16 protein-coding genes are annotated in these 13,364 nt (G+C 61.1%); 13 read left to right on the plus strand and 3 right to left on the minus strand.

Annotated elements, in window-relative coordinates:
• Positions 1 to 17: 17 nt before the first annotated feature.
• Both M2394_RS08895 and M2394_RS08900 read left to right on the plus strand, forming a co-directional pair.
• Positions 18 to 1,022 carry an aspartate carbamoyltransferase catalytic subunit gene (locus M2394_RS08895; RefSeq protein WP_010207224.1) on the plus strand — a complete coding sequence of 335 codons (1,005 nt, stop codon included), beginning with the start codon at positions 18 to 20 and terminating at the stop codon, positions 1,020 to 1,022.
• The gene (locus M2394_RS08900; protein ID WP_178920044.1) at positions 1,019 to 2,290 is read left to right on the plus strand and encodes a dihydroorotase; all 1,272 of its coding nucleotides are present in this window, start codon (positions 1,019 to 1,021) and stop codon (positions 2,288 to 2,290) included. The genes M2394_RS08895 and M2394_RS08900 overlap by 4 nt, the downstream gene beginning before the upstream one ends.
• A 125-nt stretch (positions 2,291 to 2,415) precedes the next feature.
• Here the strand turns inward: M2394_RS08900 and M2394_RS08905 are convergent, their stop codons facing one another.
• The gene (locus M2394_RS08905) at positions 2,416 to 2,844 is read right to left on the minus strand and encodes a TM2 domain-containing protein (RefSeq protein ID WP_178920043.1); all 429 of its coding nucleotides are present in this window, start codon (positions 2,842 to 2,844) and stop codon (positions 2,416 to 2,418) included.
• Between the two features lie 250 nt (positions 2,845 to 3,094).
• Between M2394_RS08905 and M2394_RS08910 the strand changes: the two genes are divergently transcribed.
• Positions 3,095 to 3,733, plus strand: coding sequence for a C40 family peptidase (locus tag M2394_RS08910; RefSeq protein WP_259172546.1), 639 nt, complete (start codon positions 3,095 to 3,097; stop codon positions 3,731 to 3,733).
• A gap of 102 nt (positions 3,734 to 3,835) precedes the next feature.
• On the opposite strand, the gene M2394_RS08915 is transcribed toward M2394_RS08910, so the two are convergent.
• Complete coding sequence (locus tag M2394_RS08915; RefSeq protein ID WP_259172196.1) at positions 3,836 to 4,870, minus strand: type IV pilus twitching motility protein PilT; 1,035 nt, start codon at positions 4,868 to 4,870, stop codon at positions 3,836 to 3,838.
• A 57-nt stretch (positions 4,871 to 4,927) separates the two neighbouring features.
• Here M2394_RS08915 and M2394_RS08920 point away from each other — a divergent pair, with 57 nt between their 5' ends.
• The 10 genes from M2394_RS08920 to M2394_RS08965 all read left to right on the plus strand — a co-directional run bounded on the left by M2394_RS08920 (position 4,928) and on the right by M2394_RS08965 (position 12,356).
• The gene (locus M2394_RS08920) at positions 4,928 to 5,614 is read left to right on the plus strand and encodes a YggS family pyridoxal phosphate-dependent enzyme (protein ID WP_178920041.1); all 687 of its coding nucleotides are present in this window, start codon (positions 4,928 to 4,930) and stop codon (positions 5,612 to 5,614) included.
• Positions 5,615 to 5,647: 33 nt separating this feature from the next.
• The gene (proC, locus tag M2394_RS08925) at positions 5,648 to 6,466 is read left to right on the plus strand and encodes a pyrroline-5-carboxylate reductase (RefSeq protein ID WP_178920040.1); all 819 of its coding nucleotides are present in this window, start codon (positions 5,648 to 5,650) and stop codon (positions 6,464 to 6,466) included.
• Between the two features lie 23 nt (positions 6,467 to 6,489).
• Positions 6,490 to 7,077, plus strand: coding sequence for a YggT family protein (locus M2394_RS08930; protein ID WP_176996769.1), 588 nt, complete (start codon positions 6,490 to 6,492; stop codon positions 7,075 to 7,077).
• A gap of 207 nt (positions 7,078 to 7,284) precedes the next feature.
• Positions 7,285 to 8,424, plus strand: coding sequence for a homoserine O-acetyltransferase (locus tag M2394_RS08935; RefSeq protein ID WP_259172200.1), 1,140 nt, complete (start codon positions 7,285 to 7,287; stop codon positions 8,422 to 8,424).
• Positions 8,425 to 8,431: 7 nt separating this feature from the next.
• Positions 8,432 to 9,052 (plus strand): methionine biosynthesis protein MetW, encoded by a 621-nt coding sequence (gene metW / locus M2394_RS08940; protein ID WP_016972957.1) that lies wholly within the window; start codon positions 8,432 to 8,434, stop codon positions 9,050 to 9,052.
• Between the two features lie 21 nt (positions 9,053 to 9,073).
• A complete protein-coding gene (locus M2394_RS08945; protein WP_159960660.1) occupies positions 9,074 to 9,508 on the plus strand; it encodes a DUF4426 domain-containing protein in 435 nt (144 codons plus the stop codon).
• Entirely contained in the window at positions 9,505 to 10,101 is a 597-nt protein-coding gene (rdgB, locus tag M2394_RS08950; protein WP_178920038.1) for an RdgB/HAM1 family non-canonical purine NTP pyrophosphatase, read from the plus strand. The genes M2394_RS08945 and rdgB overlap by 4 nt, the downstream gene beginning before the upstream one ends.
• Complete coding sequence (gene hemW / locus M2394_RS08955; protein ID WP_259172203.1) at positions 10,098 to 11,300, plus strand: radical SAM family heme chaperone HemW; 1,203 nt, start codon at positions 10,098 to 10,100, stop codon at positions 11,298 to 11,300. The genes rdgB and hemW overlap by 4 nt, the downstream gene beginning before the upstream one ends.
• Before the next feature lie 18 nt (positions 11,301 to 11,318).
• Positions 11,319 to 11,642 (plus strand): DUF3392 domain-containing protein, encoded by a 324-nt coding sequence (locus M2394_RS08960; RefSeq protein ID WP_010207241.1) that lies wholly within the window; start codon positions 11,319 to 11,321, stop codon positions 11,640 to 11,642.
• Positions 11,643 to 11,807: 165 nt separating this feature from the next.
• Positions 11,808 to 12,356 carry an RNA 2'-phosphotransferase gene (locus tag M2394_RS08965; RefSeq protein ID WP_178920037.1) on the plus strand — a complete coding sequence of 183 codons (549 nt, stop codon included), beginning with the start codon at positions 11,808 to 11,810 and terminating at the stop codon, positions 12,354 to 12,356.
• Between the two features lie 175 nt (positions 12,357 to 12,531).
• On the opposite strand, the gene M2394_RS08970 is transcribed toward M2394_RS08965, so the two are convergent.
• Complete coding sequence (locus M2394_RS08970; RefSeq protein WP_178920036.1) at positions 12,532 to 13,344, minus strand: hypothetical protein; 813 nt, start codon at positions 13,342 to 13,344, stop codon at positions 12,532 to 12,534.
• Between the last annotated feature and the right edge of the window lie 20 nt (positions 13,345 to 13,364).

Here is a 13,364-nt window from a genome sequence, read left to right on the forward strand (position 1 = left end):
TGTAAAGAGTCCCCGCGATGACGCCTCTAGATGCCAAGCGCCCGCTGCAGCTCAATGCTCAGGGCCAGTTGCAACACTTCTTGTCCCTCGACGGTTTGCCCCGCGAACTGCTCACCGAAATCCTCGACACCGCCGACTCGTTCCTTGAAGTCGGTGGCCGGGCGGTGAAGAAGGTCCCGCTGCTGCGCGGCAAGACCATCTGCAACGTGTTCTTCGAGAACTCGACCCGCACCCGTACCACCTTTGAACTGGCCGCCCAGCGGTTGTCGGCCGACGTGATCACGCTGAACGTGTCCACCTCGTCGGCGAGCAAGGGCGAGACCCTGCTCGACACCCTGCGCAACCTGGAAGCCATGGCCGCCGACATGTTCGTGGTACGCCACGGCGACTCCGGCGCCGCGCACTTCATCGCCGAGCATGTATGCCCGCAGGTGGCGATCATCAACGGCGGCGATGGCCGCCATGCCCACCCGACCCAGGGCATGCTCGACATGCTCACCATCCGTCGGCACAAGGGCAGCTTTGAAAACCTCTCGGTGGCTATCGTCGGCGACATCCTGCACTCGCGGGTGGCACGTTCGAACATGCTGGCCCTGAAGGCCCTGGGTTGCCCGGATATCCGCGTGATCGCACCCAAAACCCTGCTGCCGATCGGCATCGAGCAATACGGCGTGAAGGTCTACACCGACATGGCCGAAGGCCTCAAGGATGTGGACGTGGTGATCATGCTGCGCCTGCAGCGCGAGCGCATGGCCGGTGGCCTGCTGCCGAGCGAAGGCGAGTTCTACCGCCTGTTCGGCCTGACCACTGCGCGCCTGGCCGGCGCCAAGCCGGATGCCATCGTGATGCACCCGGGCCCGATCAACCGTGGGGTAGAGATTGAGTCGGCAGTGGCCGACGGCCCACAGTCGGTGATCCTCAACCAAGTCACCTACGGCATCGCCGTGCGCATGGCCGTGCTGTCCATGGCCATGAGCGGGCAAACCGCGCAACGTCAATTCGAGCAGGAGAACGCCCAGTGAAGCTCAGCATTCTCGGCGCCCGAGTCATCGATCCGGCCAGCGGCCTGGATCACGTTACCGATCTGCACCTGGAAGCCGGCAAGATCATCGCCATCGGCGCGACGCCTGCGGGTTTCAGCGCAGTTGAAAGCATCGACGCCAAAGGCCTGGTGGCTGCACCTGGCCTGGTGGACTTGAACGTCGCCCTGCGCGAGCCGGGCTACAGCCGCAAAGGCAACATCACCAGCGAAACCCGCGCCGCTGCGGCCGGTGGCGTGACCAGCCTGTGCTGCCCGCCGCATACCAAGCCGATCCTCGACACCTCGGCCGTGACCGAGCTGATCCTCGACCGCGCCCGTGAAGCCGGCAATTGCAAGGTGTTCCCTATCGGCGCCCTGAGCAAAGGCCTGGAAGGCGAACAGCTCGCCGAGCTGATCGCACTGCGCGACGCCGGTTGCGTGGCCTTCGGCAATGGCCTGGAAAGCTTTCGCAGCACCCGCACGCTGTTGCGCGCCCTGGAATACGCGGCCACCTTCGACCTGACGGTGATCTTCCACTCCCAGGACCGCGACCTGGCCGAAGGCGGCCTGGCCCATGAAGGCGCTGTGGCCAGCTTCCTCGGCCTGCCGGGCATTCCGGAAACCGCCGAGACCGTGGCCCTGGCCCGCGACCTGCTGCTGGTGGAACAAAGCGGCGTACGCGCGCACTTCAGCCAGTTGACCAGCGCACGCGGTGTCGCCCTGATCGCCCAGGCCCAGGCCCGTGGCCTGCCGGTAACGGCGGACGTGGCGCTGTACCAGCTGATCCTGACGGACGAGGCGCTGATCGATTTCTCCAGCCTGTACCACGTGCAGCCGCCGCTGCGCACCCTGGCCGACCGCGAAGGTTTGCGCGCGGCGGTCAAATCCGGTGTGGTTTCGGCGATTTCCAGCCATCACCAACCCCACGAGCGGGATGCCAAGCTGGCGCCGTTTGGTGCGACCGAGCCGGGCATCAGCAGTGTCGAACTGTTGCTGCCGCTGGCAATGACGCTGGTGGAGGATGGTTTGCTGGATTTGCCGACCCTGTTGGCCCGCCTGAGCGCAGGCCCGGCCCAGGCACTGCGCCTGCCAGCGGGCAAATTGGCCGTGGGTTCGGCGGCCGACCTGGTGCTGTTTGATCCGGCCAGCTCAACGGTTGCCGGGGAGCAGTGGTTGTCCAAGGGTGAAAACTGCCCGTTCATCGGCCATAGCTTGCCGGCGACGGTGCGTTACACGCTGGTAGACGGACGCATCAGCTACCAGGCCTAAAGCGGGCATGGTAAAAATGTGGGAGCGGGCTTGCTCGCGAATGCGGTGGTTCAGTCAGTAAATTCGGTGACTGACACTCCGCATTCGCGAGCAAGCCCGCTCCCACATTTGGATCTCCACAAATCTTATCGCCCGGCGTTGCGCTCGGCATTGCGGACCGAAATCTGCGTATTCAGCGTCCAGAAGTCGTACAGCACCCCCACCAGGAACAAACCGCCGGTCAGCAGGTAGATCAGACCGGTAATCCATTTGCCCTGGTACATGCGGTGCACGCCGAACACGCCAAGAAACGCCAACAGAATCCAGGCCACGTTGTATTCGATCGGTCCGGCGGTAAAACGCAGGTCCGCTTCACGGTCCATGGCCGGGATAAGGAACAGGTCAATCAGCCAACCGATGCCCAACAGGCCGAAGGTGAAAAACCAGATCGTGCCGGTGACCGGTTTGCCGTAATAGAAGCGATGTGCACCGGTAAAACCGAAAATCCACAGCAGGTAGCCAATCACCTTGCTGTGGGTGTCTGGCTGGGAATAATCCTGTCGATAGGTGTTCATGAAGGACCTCTTTTGCCTCGATAGATAAATTTTTTCATTTTCTTTGTGACTTTTTTACGGGCGCCCGACGTACGGCAAATGGTATCTTCCCTCCCCTGAAAGCCTTATGCCACCTGACTTGTGTAGGACAATTGCGGCGATTCGTCGCGTATTTCCTGATTTTGACGTCAAGGTTCAGTCGACAAACGGCCTGAGAACGACACAAAAAGCTGTTATAAAGTTGCGCGCAAACCTAAAAGAGCCACGCCTAATGCGACCATTTTTCAAGACATGGCTAACCATCTGCCTATTAATGCCACTGGCCGCCCACGCCACCAATCGTGAGCAACGACTTCCGAACGTTAATGGTTTCACCCCTAAAGTCCACAGCACACCGAGCACCGCCAAGTCGGTAAAGCTGACCGTCAACCGCCCGACTCAAGTGAGCAAGGTTCACGGTAAAGCTGTTCACACCGCACTGGCTGCCAGCAACACCAAGCAAAGCAGCAACGTCCTCAGCCGCGCCGTCAACGTGCTCGGTACTCCTTATCGTTGGGGCGGCAGCAGCCCAAGTAAAGGGTTCGACTGCAGTGGTTTGGTGAAATATGCGTTTAACGACGTAAAAGCCGTGGATTTGCCGCGCACTTCCAACGCCATGGCCGCCGGCCACGGGCTGAAGGTTGATCGCAAGGACCTGAAACCCGGTGACCTGTTGTTCTTCAAATTGAAGAGCCGCCAGGTCAACCACGTTGCCATCTACCTGGGCAATGATCGTTTCATCCACGCACCGCGTCGCGGCAAGGCCGTCAGCATCGACACGCTGAAAAAGCCGTTCTGGGACAAGAACTACGTGATTGCCAAGCGGGTGTTGCCTAAAGAGCAGAACAACCTGCGCGTCGTTCAGCGCTGATTACTGGCTGAACGCGTTACAAAATGTGGGAGCGGGCTTGCTGTGGCGAGGGAGCTTGCTCCCTCGCCACAAAACCTGCTCCTACATTGATCTAACCGCTTGCTAGATATCTGCAGGCACCCTCGCCTTCTCCCGCGCGTGCTCGCGACTGATCACCCCCTCGCTCACCAGCGCCTTCAAGCTCATATCCAAGGTCTTCATCCCCAACGCCCCGCCTGTCTGGATCGCCGAGACCATCTGCGCCACCTTGTCCTCACGGATCAAATTCCGGATTGCCGGCGTGCCCAGCATGATTTCATGGGCCGCCACCCGCCCGCCGCCGATCTTCTTCACCAGCACCTGAGACACCACCGCCTGCAGCGACTCGGACAGCATCGAGCGCACCATGGCCTTTTCACCGGCCGGGAACACGTCGACCAGCCTGTCCACGGTCTTCGCCGCCGACGTGGTATGCAGGGTGCCAAACACCAAGTGCCCAGTCTCGGCCGCCGTCAGCGCCAGGCGGATGGTTTCCAAGTCACGCAACTCGCCCACCAGGATCACGTCCGGATCTTCGCGCAACGCCGAGCGCAAGGCCGCCGAGAAGCTGTGGGTATCCCGGTGCACCTGGCGCTGGTTGATCAGTGCTGTTTTCGGCCGGTGGATAAATTCGATGGGGTCTTCGAGGGTGAGGATGTGCTGGCGCCGATGCCCATTGAGGTAATCGATCATCGCCGCCAGCGTCGTGGACTTGCCGGACCCGGTGGGCCCTGTGACCAACACCAGCCCACGCGGCAACTGGGCGATACGCTGGAACACCTCGCCCAGCCCGAGACTCTCCAGGCTCTGGACCTCGGCGGGAATCGTACGGAATACGGCCCCCATGCCACGGTCCTGCTGGAACACATTCACGCGGAACCGCCCCACGCCCGGCAGCGCGAAGGCAAAATCCGTTTCAAGAGATGTTTCGAAATCCTTTTGCTGATAATTGTTCAGCAACGGGCTCAATAAGTCCGCCACCTGCGGAGGTGAAAGCACCGGCCCGTCCAAAGGCCACACCTCCCCATCCACACGCAGCATGGGCGCCAGGCCAGCCGACAAATGCAGGTCGGAGGCGCCTCGGCGCACGCTAGCCGTCAGCAATTCAGTGATATCCATAGGGCTTTCCATTTCCAGTAGAATGCCGCGGACTCCATATCCACGGGCGCATCTTGAATGTCGACGATAGCAGACAACATTGGCCAGGTTAGCCAGCGCATCCGCGCCGCAGCCGACGCCGTGCAACGTGACGCAAGCAGCATCCACCTGCTGGCCGTGAGCAAGACCAAACCCGCGCAAGCCGTGCGTGAAGCCTATGCCGCCGGGATGCGCGACTTTGGCGAGAACTACCTGCAGGAAGCCTTGGGCAAACAGGCCGAATTAACCGACCTGCCCTTGAGTTGGCACTTCATCGGCCCCATTCAATCGAACAAGACGCGCGCTATCGCCGAGAACTTCGCTTGGGTGCATTCCGTGGACCGCCTCAAAATCGCACAACGCCTGTCCGAACAACGCCCGGCCGACCTGCCGCCGCTGAACATCTGCATCCAGGTCAACGTCAGTGGCGAAGCCAGCAAGTCCGGCTGTACGCCCGCCGACCTGCCGGCCCTGGCCGAGGCAATCAGCGCACTGCCGCGCTTGCAGCTGCGGGGCTTGATGGCAATCCCTGAGCCGACTGAAGACCGTGCCGCGCAAGATGCAGCCTTCGCCACGGTGCGTGAGCTGCAAGCCCGTCTGAACCTGCCGCTGGACACACTTTCCATGGGCATGAGCCACGACCTTGAGTCGGCCATTGCCCAAGGTGCCACCTGGGTGCGGATCGGTACCGCCCTGTTTGGCGCCCGCGACTACGGCCAGCCTTGAAATGGCTGACTTCCCTCTGAGTAAGGACCTGTCATGAGTAACACGCGTATTGCCTTTATCGGCGCCGGTAACATGGCGGCCAGCCTGATCGGTGGCCTGCGGGCCAAGGGCTTGCAAGCCCAGCAGATCCGCGCCAGCGACCCGGGCGCCGAGACCCGCGCCCGCGTCAGCGCCGAGCACGGCATTGAAACCTTTGCCGACAACGCCGAGGCCATCCAGGGCGTCGACGTGATCGTATTGGCAGTCAAGCCACAAGCCATGAAGGCCGTGTGCGAAAGCCTGCGCCCGAACTTGCAACCGCACCAGTTGGTGGTCTCGATTGCCGCCGGCATCACGTGCGCCAGCATGACCAATTGGCTTGGCGCACAGCCCATCGTGCGTTGCATGCCCAACACGCCTTCGTTGTTGCGCCAGGGTGTGAGCGGCCTGTACGCCACCTCCGAAGTCAGCGCCGAACAGCGCGGCCAGGCCCAGGAACTGCTGTCTGCCGTGGGCATCGCCCTGTGGCTGGAACAGGAGCAGCAGTTGGACGCGGTCACCGCCGTATCCGGCAGCGGCCCGGCGTATTTCTTCCTGCTGATCGAAGCCATGACCGCCGCCGGCGTGAAACTGGGCCTGCCGCAGGAAATCGCCAAGCAACTGGCCGAACAAACGGCCCTTGGCGCCGCGAAGATGGCGGTGACCAGCGACGTGGACGCCGCCGAACTGCGCCGCCGCGTGACCTCCCCAGGCGGTACCACGCAGGCTGCCATCGAATCGTTCCAGGCCGGGGGCTTTGAAGCCCTGGTGGAAAAAGCACTGGGTGCCGCAGCACATCGTTCAGCCGAAATGGCCGAGCAGCTGGGCAAATAGTCGTCCCCTACAAGGAATCAAACATGCTTGGAATCAATGACGCTGCCGTTTTCATCATCCAGACCCTGGGCAGCCTGTACCTGCTGATCGTGCTGATGCGCTTTATCCTGCAACTGGTGCGGGCGAACTTCTACAACCCGCTGTGCCAGTTCGTGGTGAAGGCTACCCAGCCGCTGCTCAAGCCACTGCGCCGGGTGGTCCCGAGCATGTTTGGCCTGGACATGTCATCGCTGGTGCTGGCGCTGCTGCTGCAGATCCTGCTGTTTGCAGTGATCCTGCTGCTCAATGGCTACCAGGCCAACACCGTGCTGCTGTTGCCGTGGGGCCTGATTGGCATTTTCTCGCTGTTTTTGAAGATCATCTTCTGGTCGATGATCATCAGCGTGATCCTCTCGTGGGTCGCTCCCGGCAGCCGCAGCCCGGGCGCCGAGCTGGTGTATCAGATCACCGAGCCGGTGCTGGCGCCGTTCCGTCGCTTGATCCCCAACCTGGGCGGCCTGGATATCTCGCCGATCTTCGCGTTTATCGCGATCCAGCTGCTGCAAAGCTGGGTGATCCCGCGCCTGGCCTATTACGCGTTCATGCCTAAGGAATTGTTCGGCCTGATCTGATATGCCTCCTGTGCAAGCTGGCTTGTGTGGGAGCTGGCTTGCCTGCGATAGCATCACCGCGGTGTCACTGACACACCGAGGTGCCTGCATCGCGGGCAAGCCCGACTCCCACACAGGCCAACTGCCATATTTTGTATCTGCGCCTTTGCTTGCCGCTGGCCCCCCCGCTCTTTAGACTTACGCCTCATTTAAACGAGAGCAGGGTCGATGCCAGCTGCCTTCCCCCCCGATTCTGTTGGACTGGTCGTGCCCCAAGTGGCGCACTTCGGCGAACCGCTGGCCCTGGCCTGCGGCCGGTCGCTGCCAGCCTACGACCTGATCTACGAAACCTACGGCCAATTGAACGCCACGGCGAGCAATGCCGTGCTGATCTGCCACGCCTTGTCCGGCCATCATCACGCCGCCGGTTTCCACTCGGCCGACGAGCGCAAGCCCGGCTGGTGGGACAGCTGCATCGGCCCCGGCAAACCCATCGACACCAACAAGTTCTTTGTGGTCAGCCTGAACAACCTCGGCGGCTGCAACGGTTCCACCGGCCCGAGCAGCCTCAACCCGGAAACCGGCAAGCCATTCGGTGCGGACTTCCCGGTGCTCACCGTGGAAGACTGGGTACACAGCCAGGCACGCCTGGCCGACCTGCTGGGCATCAGCCAGTGGGCCGCCGTGATCGGTGGCAGCCTGGGCGGCATGCAGGCCCTGCAATGGACCATCACCTACCCGGATCGCGTACGCCACTGCCTGGCCATCGCCTCGGCCCCCAAATTGTCGGCGCAGAACATCGCCTTCAACGAAGTGGCGCGCCAGGCCATCCTCACCGACCCCGAGTTCCACGGCGGTTCGTTCCAGGAAGCCGGCGTGATCCCCAAGCGCGGCCTGATGCTGGCGCGGATGGTCGGGCATATCACCTACCTGTCCGATGACTCCATGGGCGAGAAATTCGGCCGGGGCCTCAAGAGCGAAAAGCTCAACTACGACTTCCACAGCGTCGAGTTCCAGGTAGAAAGCTACCTGCGATATCAGGGCGAGGAGTTCTCCGGACGTTTCGACGCCAACACCTACCTGTTGATGACCAAGGCCCTGGACTACTTCGACCCTGCGGCCAATCACGACGATGACCTGGCGAAAACCTTCGAGGGCGCCAAGGCCAAGTTCTGCGTGATGTCGTTCACCACCGACTGGCGCTTCTCGCCGGCGCGCTCCCGCGAGCTGGTGGATGCCTTGATGGCGGCGCGCAAAGACGTCTGCTACCTGGAGATCGACGCGCCGCAGGGCCACGACGCCTTCCTGATTCCGATCCCGCGCTACCTGCAGGCGTTCGGCAATTACATGAACCGGATTACTGTGTGAGAACGCCATGAGAGCCGACCTGGAAATCATCCAAGACTGGATCCCCGCCGGCAGCCGCGTGCTCGACCTGGGCTGCGGCGATGGCGAACTGCTGAGCTGGCTGCGCGACAACAAGCAAGTCACCGGCTACGGCCTGGAAAACGACCCGGACAACATCGCCCAATGCGTGGCCAAGGGTATCAACGTGATCGAGCAGGACCTGGACAAGGGCCTGGGCAACTTTGCCAGCAACAGCTTCGACATCGTGGTGATGACACAGGCCCTGCAGGCGGTGCACTACCCAGACCGCATCCTCGACGAAATGCTGCGCGTAGGCCGCCAGTGCATCATCACCTTCCCCAACTTCGGCCACTGGCGCTGCCGTTGGTACCTGGCCACCAAGGGCCGCATGCCCGTGTCGGACTTCCTGCCGTACACGTGGTACAACACGCCGAACATCCACTTCTGCACCTTCGAAGACTTCGAAGCCTTGTGTGGCGAGCGTGAAGCCAAGGTGATCAACCGCCTTGCCGTCGATCAACAGCACCGCCATGGCTGGGCGAGTAAGCTGTGGCCTAATCTGTTGGGAGAAATCGGCATTTACCGGGTCAGCAGCCCTGGCCTGACCGACCACAAGATTGCCGTCTAATCATTTTCAAGAGGGACGCTCATGAGTCGTTTGGCTGTTTTTCTATTGACCGCACTGCTTGGCGCCAACGCCATGGCCGCCGACGTTATCGACCCTAACCGCACGAAGGAATTCGGCGATATCACCGTGCGCTACAACACCTTCACCTCCAGCTTCCTGCAGCCGGAAACCGCCCAGGCCGTTGGCGTGGTGCGCAGCAAGAACAAGGGCCTGATCAACGTGTCCGTGTTCAAGGGCGTGACCCCGGTGGTGGCGCAAGTGACCGGCACCATCAAGGACTCGCTTGGCAAAAGCGAAGTGCTGACCTTCAAGCAGATCACCGAAAAAGGCGTGACCAACTACCTCGCGCCCTACTCGGTGCCGCAGCAGGAATTCAAGACTTTCACCATCAATGTTGAAACCGGCGGCAAAGCCCACGGTTTCAGTTTTGTTCAAGAACTCTTCCCGGCCGAATGATGAAACTCACCCAACTCGTACTGGCCAGCCATAACGCCGGCAAACTCAAAGAACTGCAAGCCATGCTCGGCGACTCCGTGCAACTGCGCTCGATTGGCGAGTTCAGCCAGGTGGAGCCGGAAGAGACTGGCCTGTCGTTCGTCGAAAACGCCATCCTCAAGGCACGCAATGCTGCACGCATTTCCGGCCTGCCGGCGCTGGCGGATGACTCGGGCCTGGCGGTGGACTTCCTCGGCGGCGCACCGGGCATCTATTCGGCGCGTTATGCCGATGGCAAAGGCGATGCAGCCAACAACGCCAAGCTGCTGGACGCCCTCAAGGACGTGCCGGACGCCGAGCGCGGCGCGCAGTTCGTCTGCGTGCTGGCCCTGGTGCGCCACGCCGACGACCCGTTGCCGATCCTGTGTGAAGGACTGTGGCACGGGCGCATCCTGCATGCGGCCAGCGGTGAACACGGTTTTGGCTATGACCCGCTGTTCTGGGTGCCAGAGCGCAATGCCTCCAGCGCCGAACTGAGCCCGGCCGACAAGAACCAGATCAGCCACCGTGCTCGCGCAATGGATTTGCTGCGCCAACGCCTGAGCCTGAAATGACCCAGAACACCTCTGCGCAGCCGCTGATCCACGGCGGCGCGCAAACTCCACGGGCGGCCCTGCCCCTGCTGCCGCCCTTGGCGCTGTATATCCACATCCCGTGGTGCGTGCGCAAATGCCCTTATTGCGACTTCAACTCCCACACCGCCAGCAAGGTGCTGCCGGAAGAAGCGTATGTGGACGCGTTGCTGGCCGATCTCGACCAGGACCTGCACGCGGTGTATGGCCGCGAGCTGAGTTCGATCTTCTTTGGTGGCGGCACCCCGAGCCTGTTCAGCGCTGCGGCGCTGGGCCGTTTGCTCAAGGGCGTGGAAGCACGCATCCCGTTTGCCAGCGATATCGAGATCACCCTGGAAGCCAACCCCGGCACCTTCGAGCAAGAGAAGTTCGTGGCGTACCGCAAGCTGGGGATCAATCGGCTGTCCATTGGCATCCAGAGTTTCCAGCAGCAGAAGCTTGAAGCCCTGGGACGCATCCACAACGGCGACGAAGCCGTGCGTGCTGCCGGCATGGCGCGCCAGGCCGGGTTCGATAACTTCAACCTGGACTTGATGCATGGCTTGCCCGATCAGTCCCTGGACGACGCCCTGAGCGACCTGCGCCAAGCGATTGCGCTCAAGCCGACACATCTGTCGTGGTATCAACTGACCCTGGAACCCAACACGGTGTTCTGGAACCAGCCACCGGCGCTGCCGGAAGACGACACCTTATGGGATATCCAGGAAGCGGGTCAGGCGTTGCTGGCTGAGCACGGCTACGCGCAATACGAAGTGTCAGCCTATGCCCAACCGGGCCGTCCGGCGCGGCACAACCTGAACTACTGGAGTTTTGGCGACTTCATCGGCATCGGCGCGGGCGCCCATGGCAAGCTCAGCCACCCAGACGGGCGCATCGTGCGCACCTGGAAGACACGCGCACCAAAGGACTACCTCAACCCGGCCAAAAGCTTTCAGGCCGGCGCGAAAGAGCTGACAAACGAGGAGCTGCCGTTCGAGTTCCTGATGAATGCCTTGCGCCTCACCGACGGCGTCGACGCCAAGCTATACACCGAGCGCACCGGGCTCGACCTGGCGAGCCTGGATGAAGGCCGTCGCGAGGCCGAACAAAGTGGCTTGATGCAGGTCGAACCGTCACGCCTGGCGGCGACCGACCGCGGGCAACTCTTTCTCAATGACCTGCTGCAGAAGTTTTTGAGCTGACGCTCTTAAGGAAATCACATGGATTTGGTACTCGACCTGCTCGCCACCGTATCCCGCTGGAGCCGTAGCAATCTGTCGGAAATCTCCCTGGCCCTGGTGGGCTGCTTGCTGGTGCTGTTTGGCGCCGACATCAAGGGCTGGGTGGAAGCCCGCCTGGGCAGCGTTGCCGGTGCGTTGCGCGTGCCGCTGATGGCGTTGCTGTGCATGATCGGCAGCGGCGCCGCGTTGATCTACGCCACGCCGTGGATTGTGCGGGGCTTGAGCCAGTTCAATAACTACAGCCTGGCGCCGGTGCTGGTGGTCGTATTGGTACTAATTGGCGTAGTTGCAGACCGCCGCTGATCCAAAACCAACACACCCCCTGTAGGAGTCCGGCTTGCCGGCGATGGGGCCCTCAAGGTGTACCGTGATGAATCGCCTGCCATCGCCGGCAAGCCGGGCTCCTACAAGTTCAGAGTGCGGGGCAGGTCGGCGCTGATTTCATCCAGACAAAGCCAAGGACATCTCATGAGCAAAACGCTTCTGGACGACACCAGTAAATTTCTTAGCTATGTACTGCGTCACGAGCCTCAGGCAATTGGTCTTTCCTTGGACTCAGAGGGCTGGGCAAGCGTTGCCGAACTGATCGAGACCGCTGCCAGCAACGGGCGCAGCCTTACCCGGGAATTGCTTGAGCAGGTGGTGTCCGGCAACGACAAAAAACGCTTTGCGTTCTCTGAGGACAACGGACGAATCCGGGCCGTGCAAGGCCACTCCAACAAGAACGTCCAGCTGCAACTCGACGAAAAACAACCGCCCGCGGTGCTTTTCCATGGCACCGCGACCCGCTTCATGGAGTCAATCAGCCAGCAGGGCCTGATTCCAGGCTCGCGTCATCACGTACACCTCAGTGAACAACTTGAGACGGCCAGAGAAGTCGGGCAACGCTATGGGAAAGTGGCGATTCTGCAGATAGACACCCCGAAGATGCTCGCCGAGGGCTACAGGTTTTTTCAGGCTGAGAATGGGGTTTGGCTGACAGAGCGGGTGCCTGCGCGGTTCCTCAAAGTGCTTTGACTAGACAGACATCGTAGGAGCTGGCTTGCCGGCGATGGCGGTGTGTCAGGCAGTTCATTGGCCGCCTATAGACCGCTATCGCTGGCAAGCCAGCTCCTACAAGGGTGCGTTATGGGCTGGCCGATTTTTGAATTTCAGCGACACATGTCGCTGACCAGCGTTAGACGAAGCAGCCCTATTTGGACGCCTGCCCTCCAAACGCTTTCTCGTAATACTCTTTAAGCGTCATCGGGTCTTTGCAGCCCAACGCCAGCGCTTGGTTCAGATAGGTCAGGTTGAGGCTGTCGGGCATGCCTTTTTCGTTCATTCGAGTTGCAGCCAATATGTAGTAGGCGTCGGCTCGGTACTGGTCATAGGTCAGCATTCGCGCACTGGCCTGCGCCTGCTGGTTGGCTACGGTCCACTCCTCCTTGATCTCAGCCAGACGATCTTTCTCGAAACAGAGCGAGCGTTGTGTGTACAAAGGGTAGTAGCCCTGAAATCCATCAGCGCGCAGGAGCATCTGCTTAAGATCCTCCAGATACTTCACATGGCCTGGGTCAAGAAAATTAAGGCGCATGTAAGTCTGGTCGCATTGGTAGTAATAACCTACCGCGGCTGCCAACAGGCCTTGATCCATTGCCCTGTGCATCGGCTCGCAGACCTGTTTGCGCTCGGCGTCCGACATCCCGAACCGACTTTGCATATTGGCCAGCATGTAAGTCGCTACCGTATGCCCACCGTCGGAAGCCATCTTCAGGTCGCTTTGCAACGCAGCTATCTTATCCTTACCTTCTTTGGCCAACTCAGCCGAGACCTTGGGATCCAGTTTGCCACTGGCTTCCAGAGGCAGGTTTTCCTCAATCAACACGCGCAGTTGTTCCGCTTTCTTTTGAGCACGCTCAAAGTAGTCGTCCGGAGAAATCACTGGAAGGGAGGCGGTCGTGGTGGCGAATACTGCCGCAGACAGCAGACTCAGCAGCAACAAGCAGGGGAACGTAAATTTCAAACCCTTGTATTCCTTTACAA

It is taken from the genome of Pseudomonas sp. BIGb0164, assembly GCF_024810135.1.
GTDB lineage: Bacteria > Pseudomonadota > Gammaproteobacteria > Pseudomonadales > Pseudomonadaceae > Aquipseudomonas.

Excerpts from the sequence above, each read along its gene's own strand:
- M2394_RS08895 (WP_010207224.1), top strand. The coding sequence starts at position 18 with ATGACGCCTCTAGATGCCAAGCGCCCGCTGCAGCTCAATGCTCAGGGC.
- M2394_RS08905 (WP_178920043.1), bottom strand. The coding sequence starts at position 2,844 with ATGAACACCTATCGACAGGATTATTCCCAGCCAGACACCCACAGCAAG.
- M2394_RS08910 (WP_259172546.1), top strand. The coding sequence starts at position 3,095 with ATGCGACCATTTTTCAAGACATGGCTAACCATCTGCCTATTAATGCCA.
- M2394_RS08915 (WP_259172196.1), bottom strand. The coding sequence starts at position 4,870 with ATGGATATCACTGAATTGCTGACGGCTAGCGTGCGCCGAGGCGCCTCC.
- M2394_RS08920 (WP_178920041.1), top strand. The coding sequence starts at position 4,928 with ATGTCGACGATAGCAGACAACATTGGCCAGGTTAGCCAGCGCATCCGC.
- proC (WP_178920040.1), top strand. The coding sequence starts at position 5,648 with ATGAGTAACACGCGTATTGCCTTTATCGGCGCCGGTAACATGGCGGCC.
- M2394_RS08930 (WP_176996769.1), top strand. The coding sequence starts at position 6,490 with ATGCTTGGAATCAATGACGCTGCCGTTTTCATCATCCAGACCCTGGGC.
- M2394_RS08935 (WP_259172200.1), top strand. The coding sequence starts at position 7,285 with ATGCCAGCTGCCTTCCCCCCCGATTCTGTTGGACTGGTCGTGCCCCAA.
- metW (WP_016972957.1), top strand. The coding sequence starts at position 8,432 with ATGAGAGCCGACCTGGAAATCATCCAAGACTGGATCCCCGCCGGCAGC.
- M2394_RS08945 (WP_159960660.1), top strand. The coding sequence starts at position 9,074 with ATGAGTCGTTTGGCTGTTTTTCTATTGACCGCACTGCTTGGCGCCAAC.
- rdgB (WP_178920038.1), top strand. The coding sequence starts at position 9,505 with ATGATGAAACTCACCCAACTCGTACTGGCCAGCCATAACGCCGGCAAA.
- hemW (WP_259172203.1), top strand. The coding sequence starts at position 10,098 with ATGACCCAGAACACCTCTGCGCAGCCGCTGATCCACGGCGGCGCGCAA.
- M2394_RS08960 (WP_010207241.1), top strand. The coding sequence starts at position 11,319 with ATGGATTTGGTACTCGACCTGCTCGCCACCGTATCCCGCTGGAGCCGT.
- M2394_RS08965 (WP_178920037.1), top strand. The coding sequence starts at position 11,808 with ATGAGCAAAACGCTTCTGGACGACACCAGTAAATTTCTTAGCTATGTA.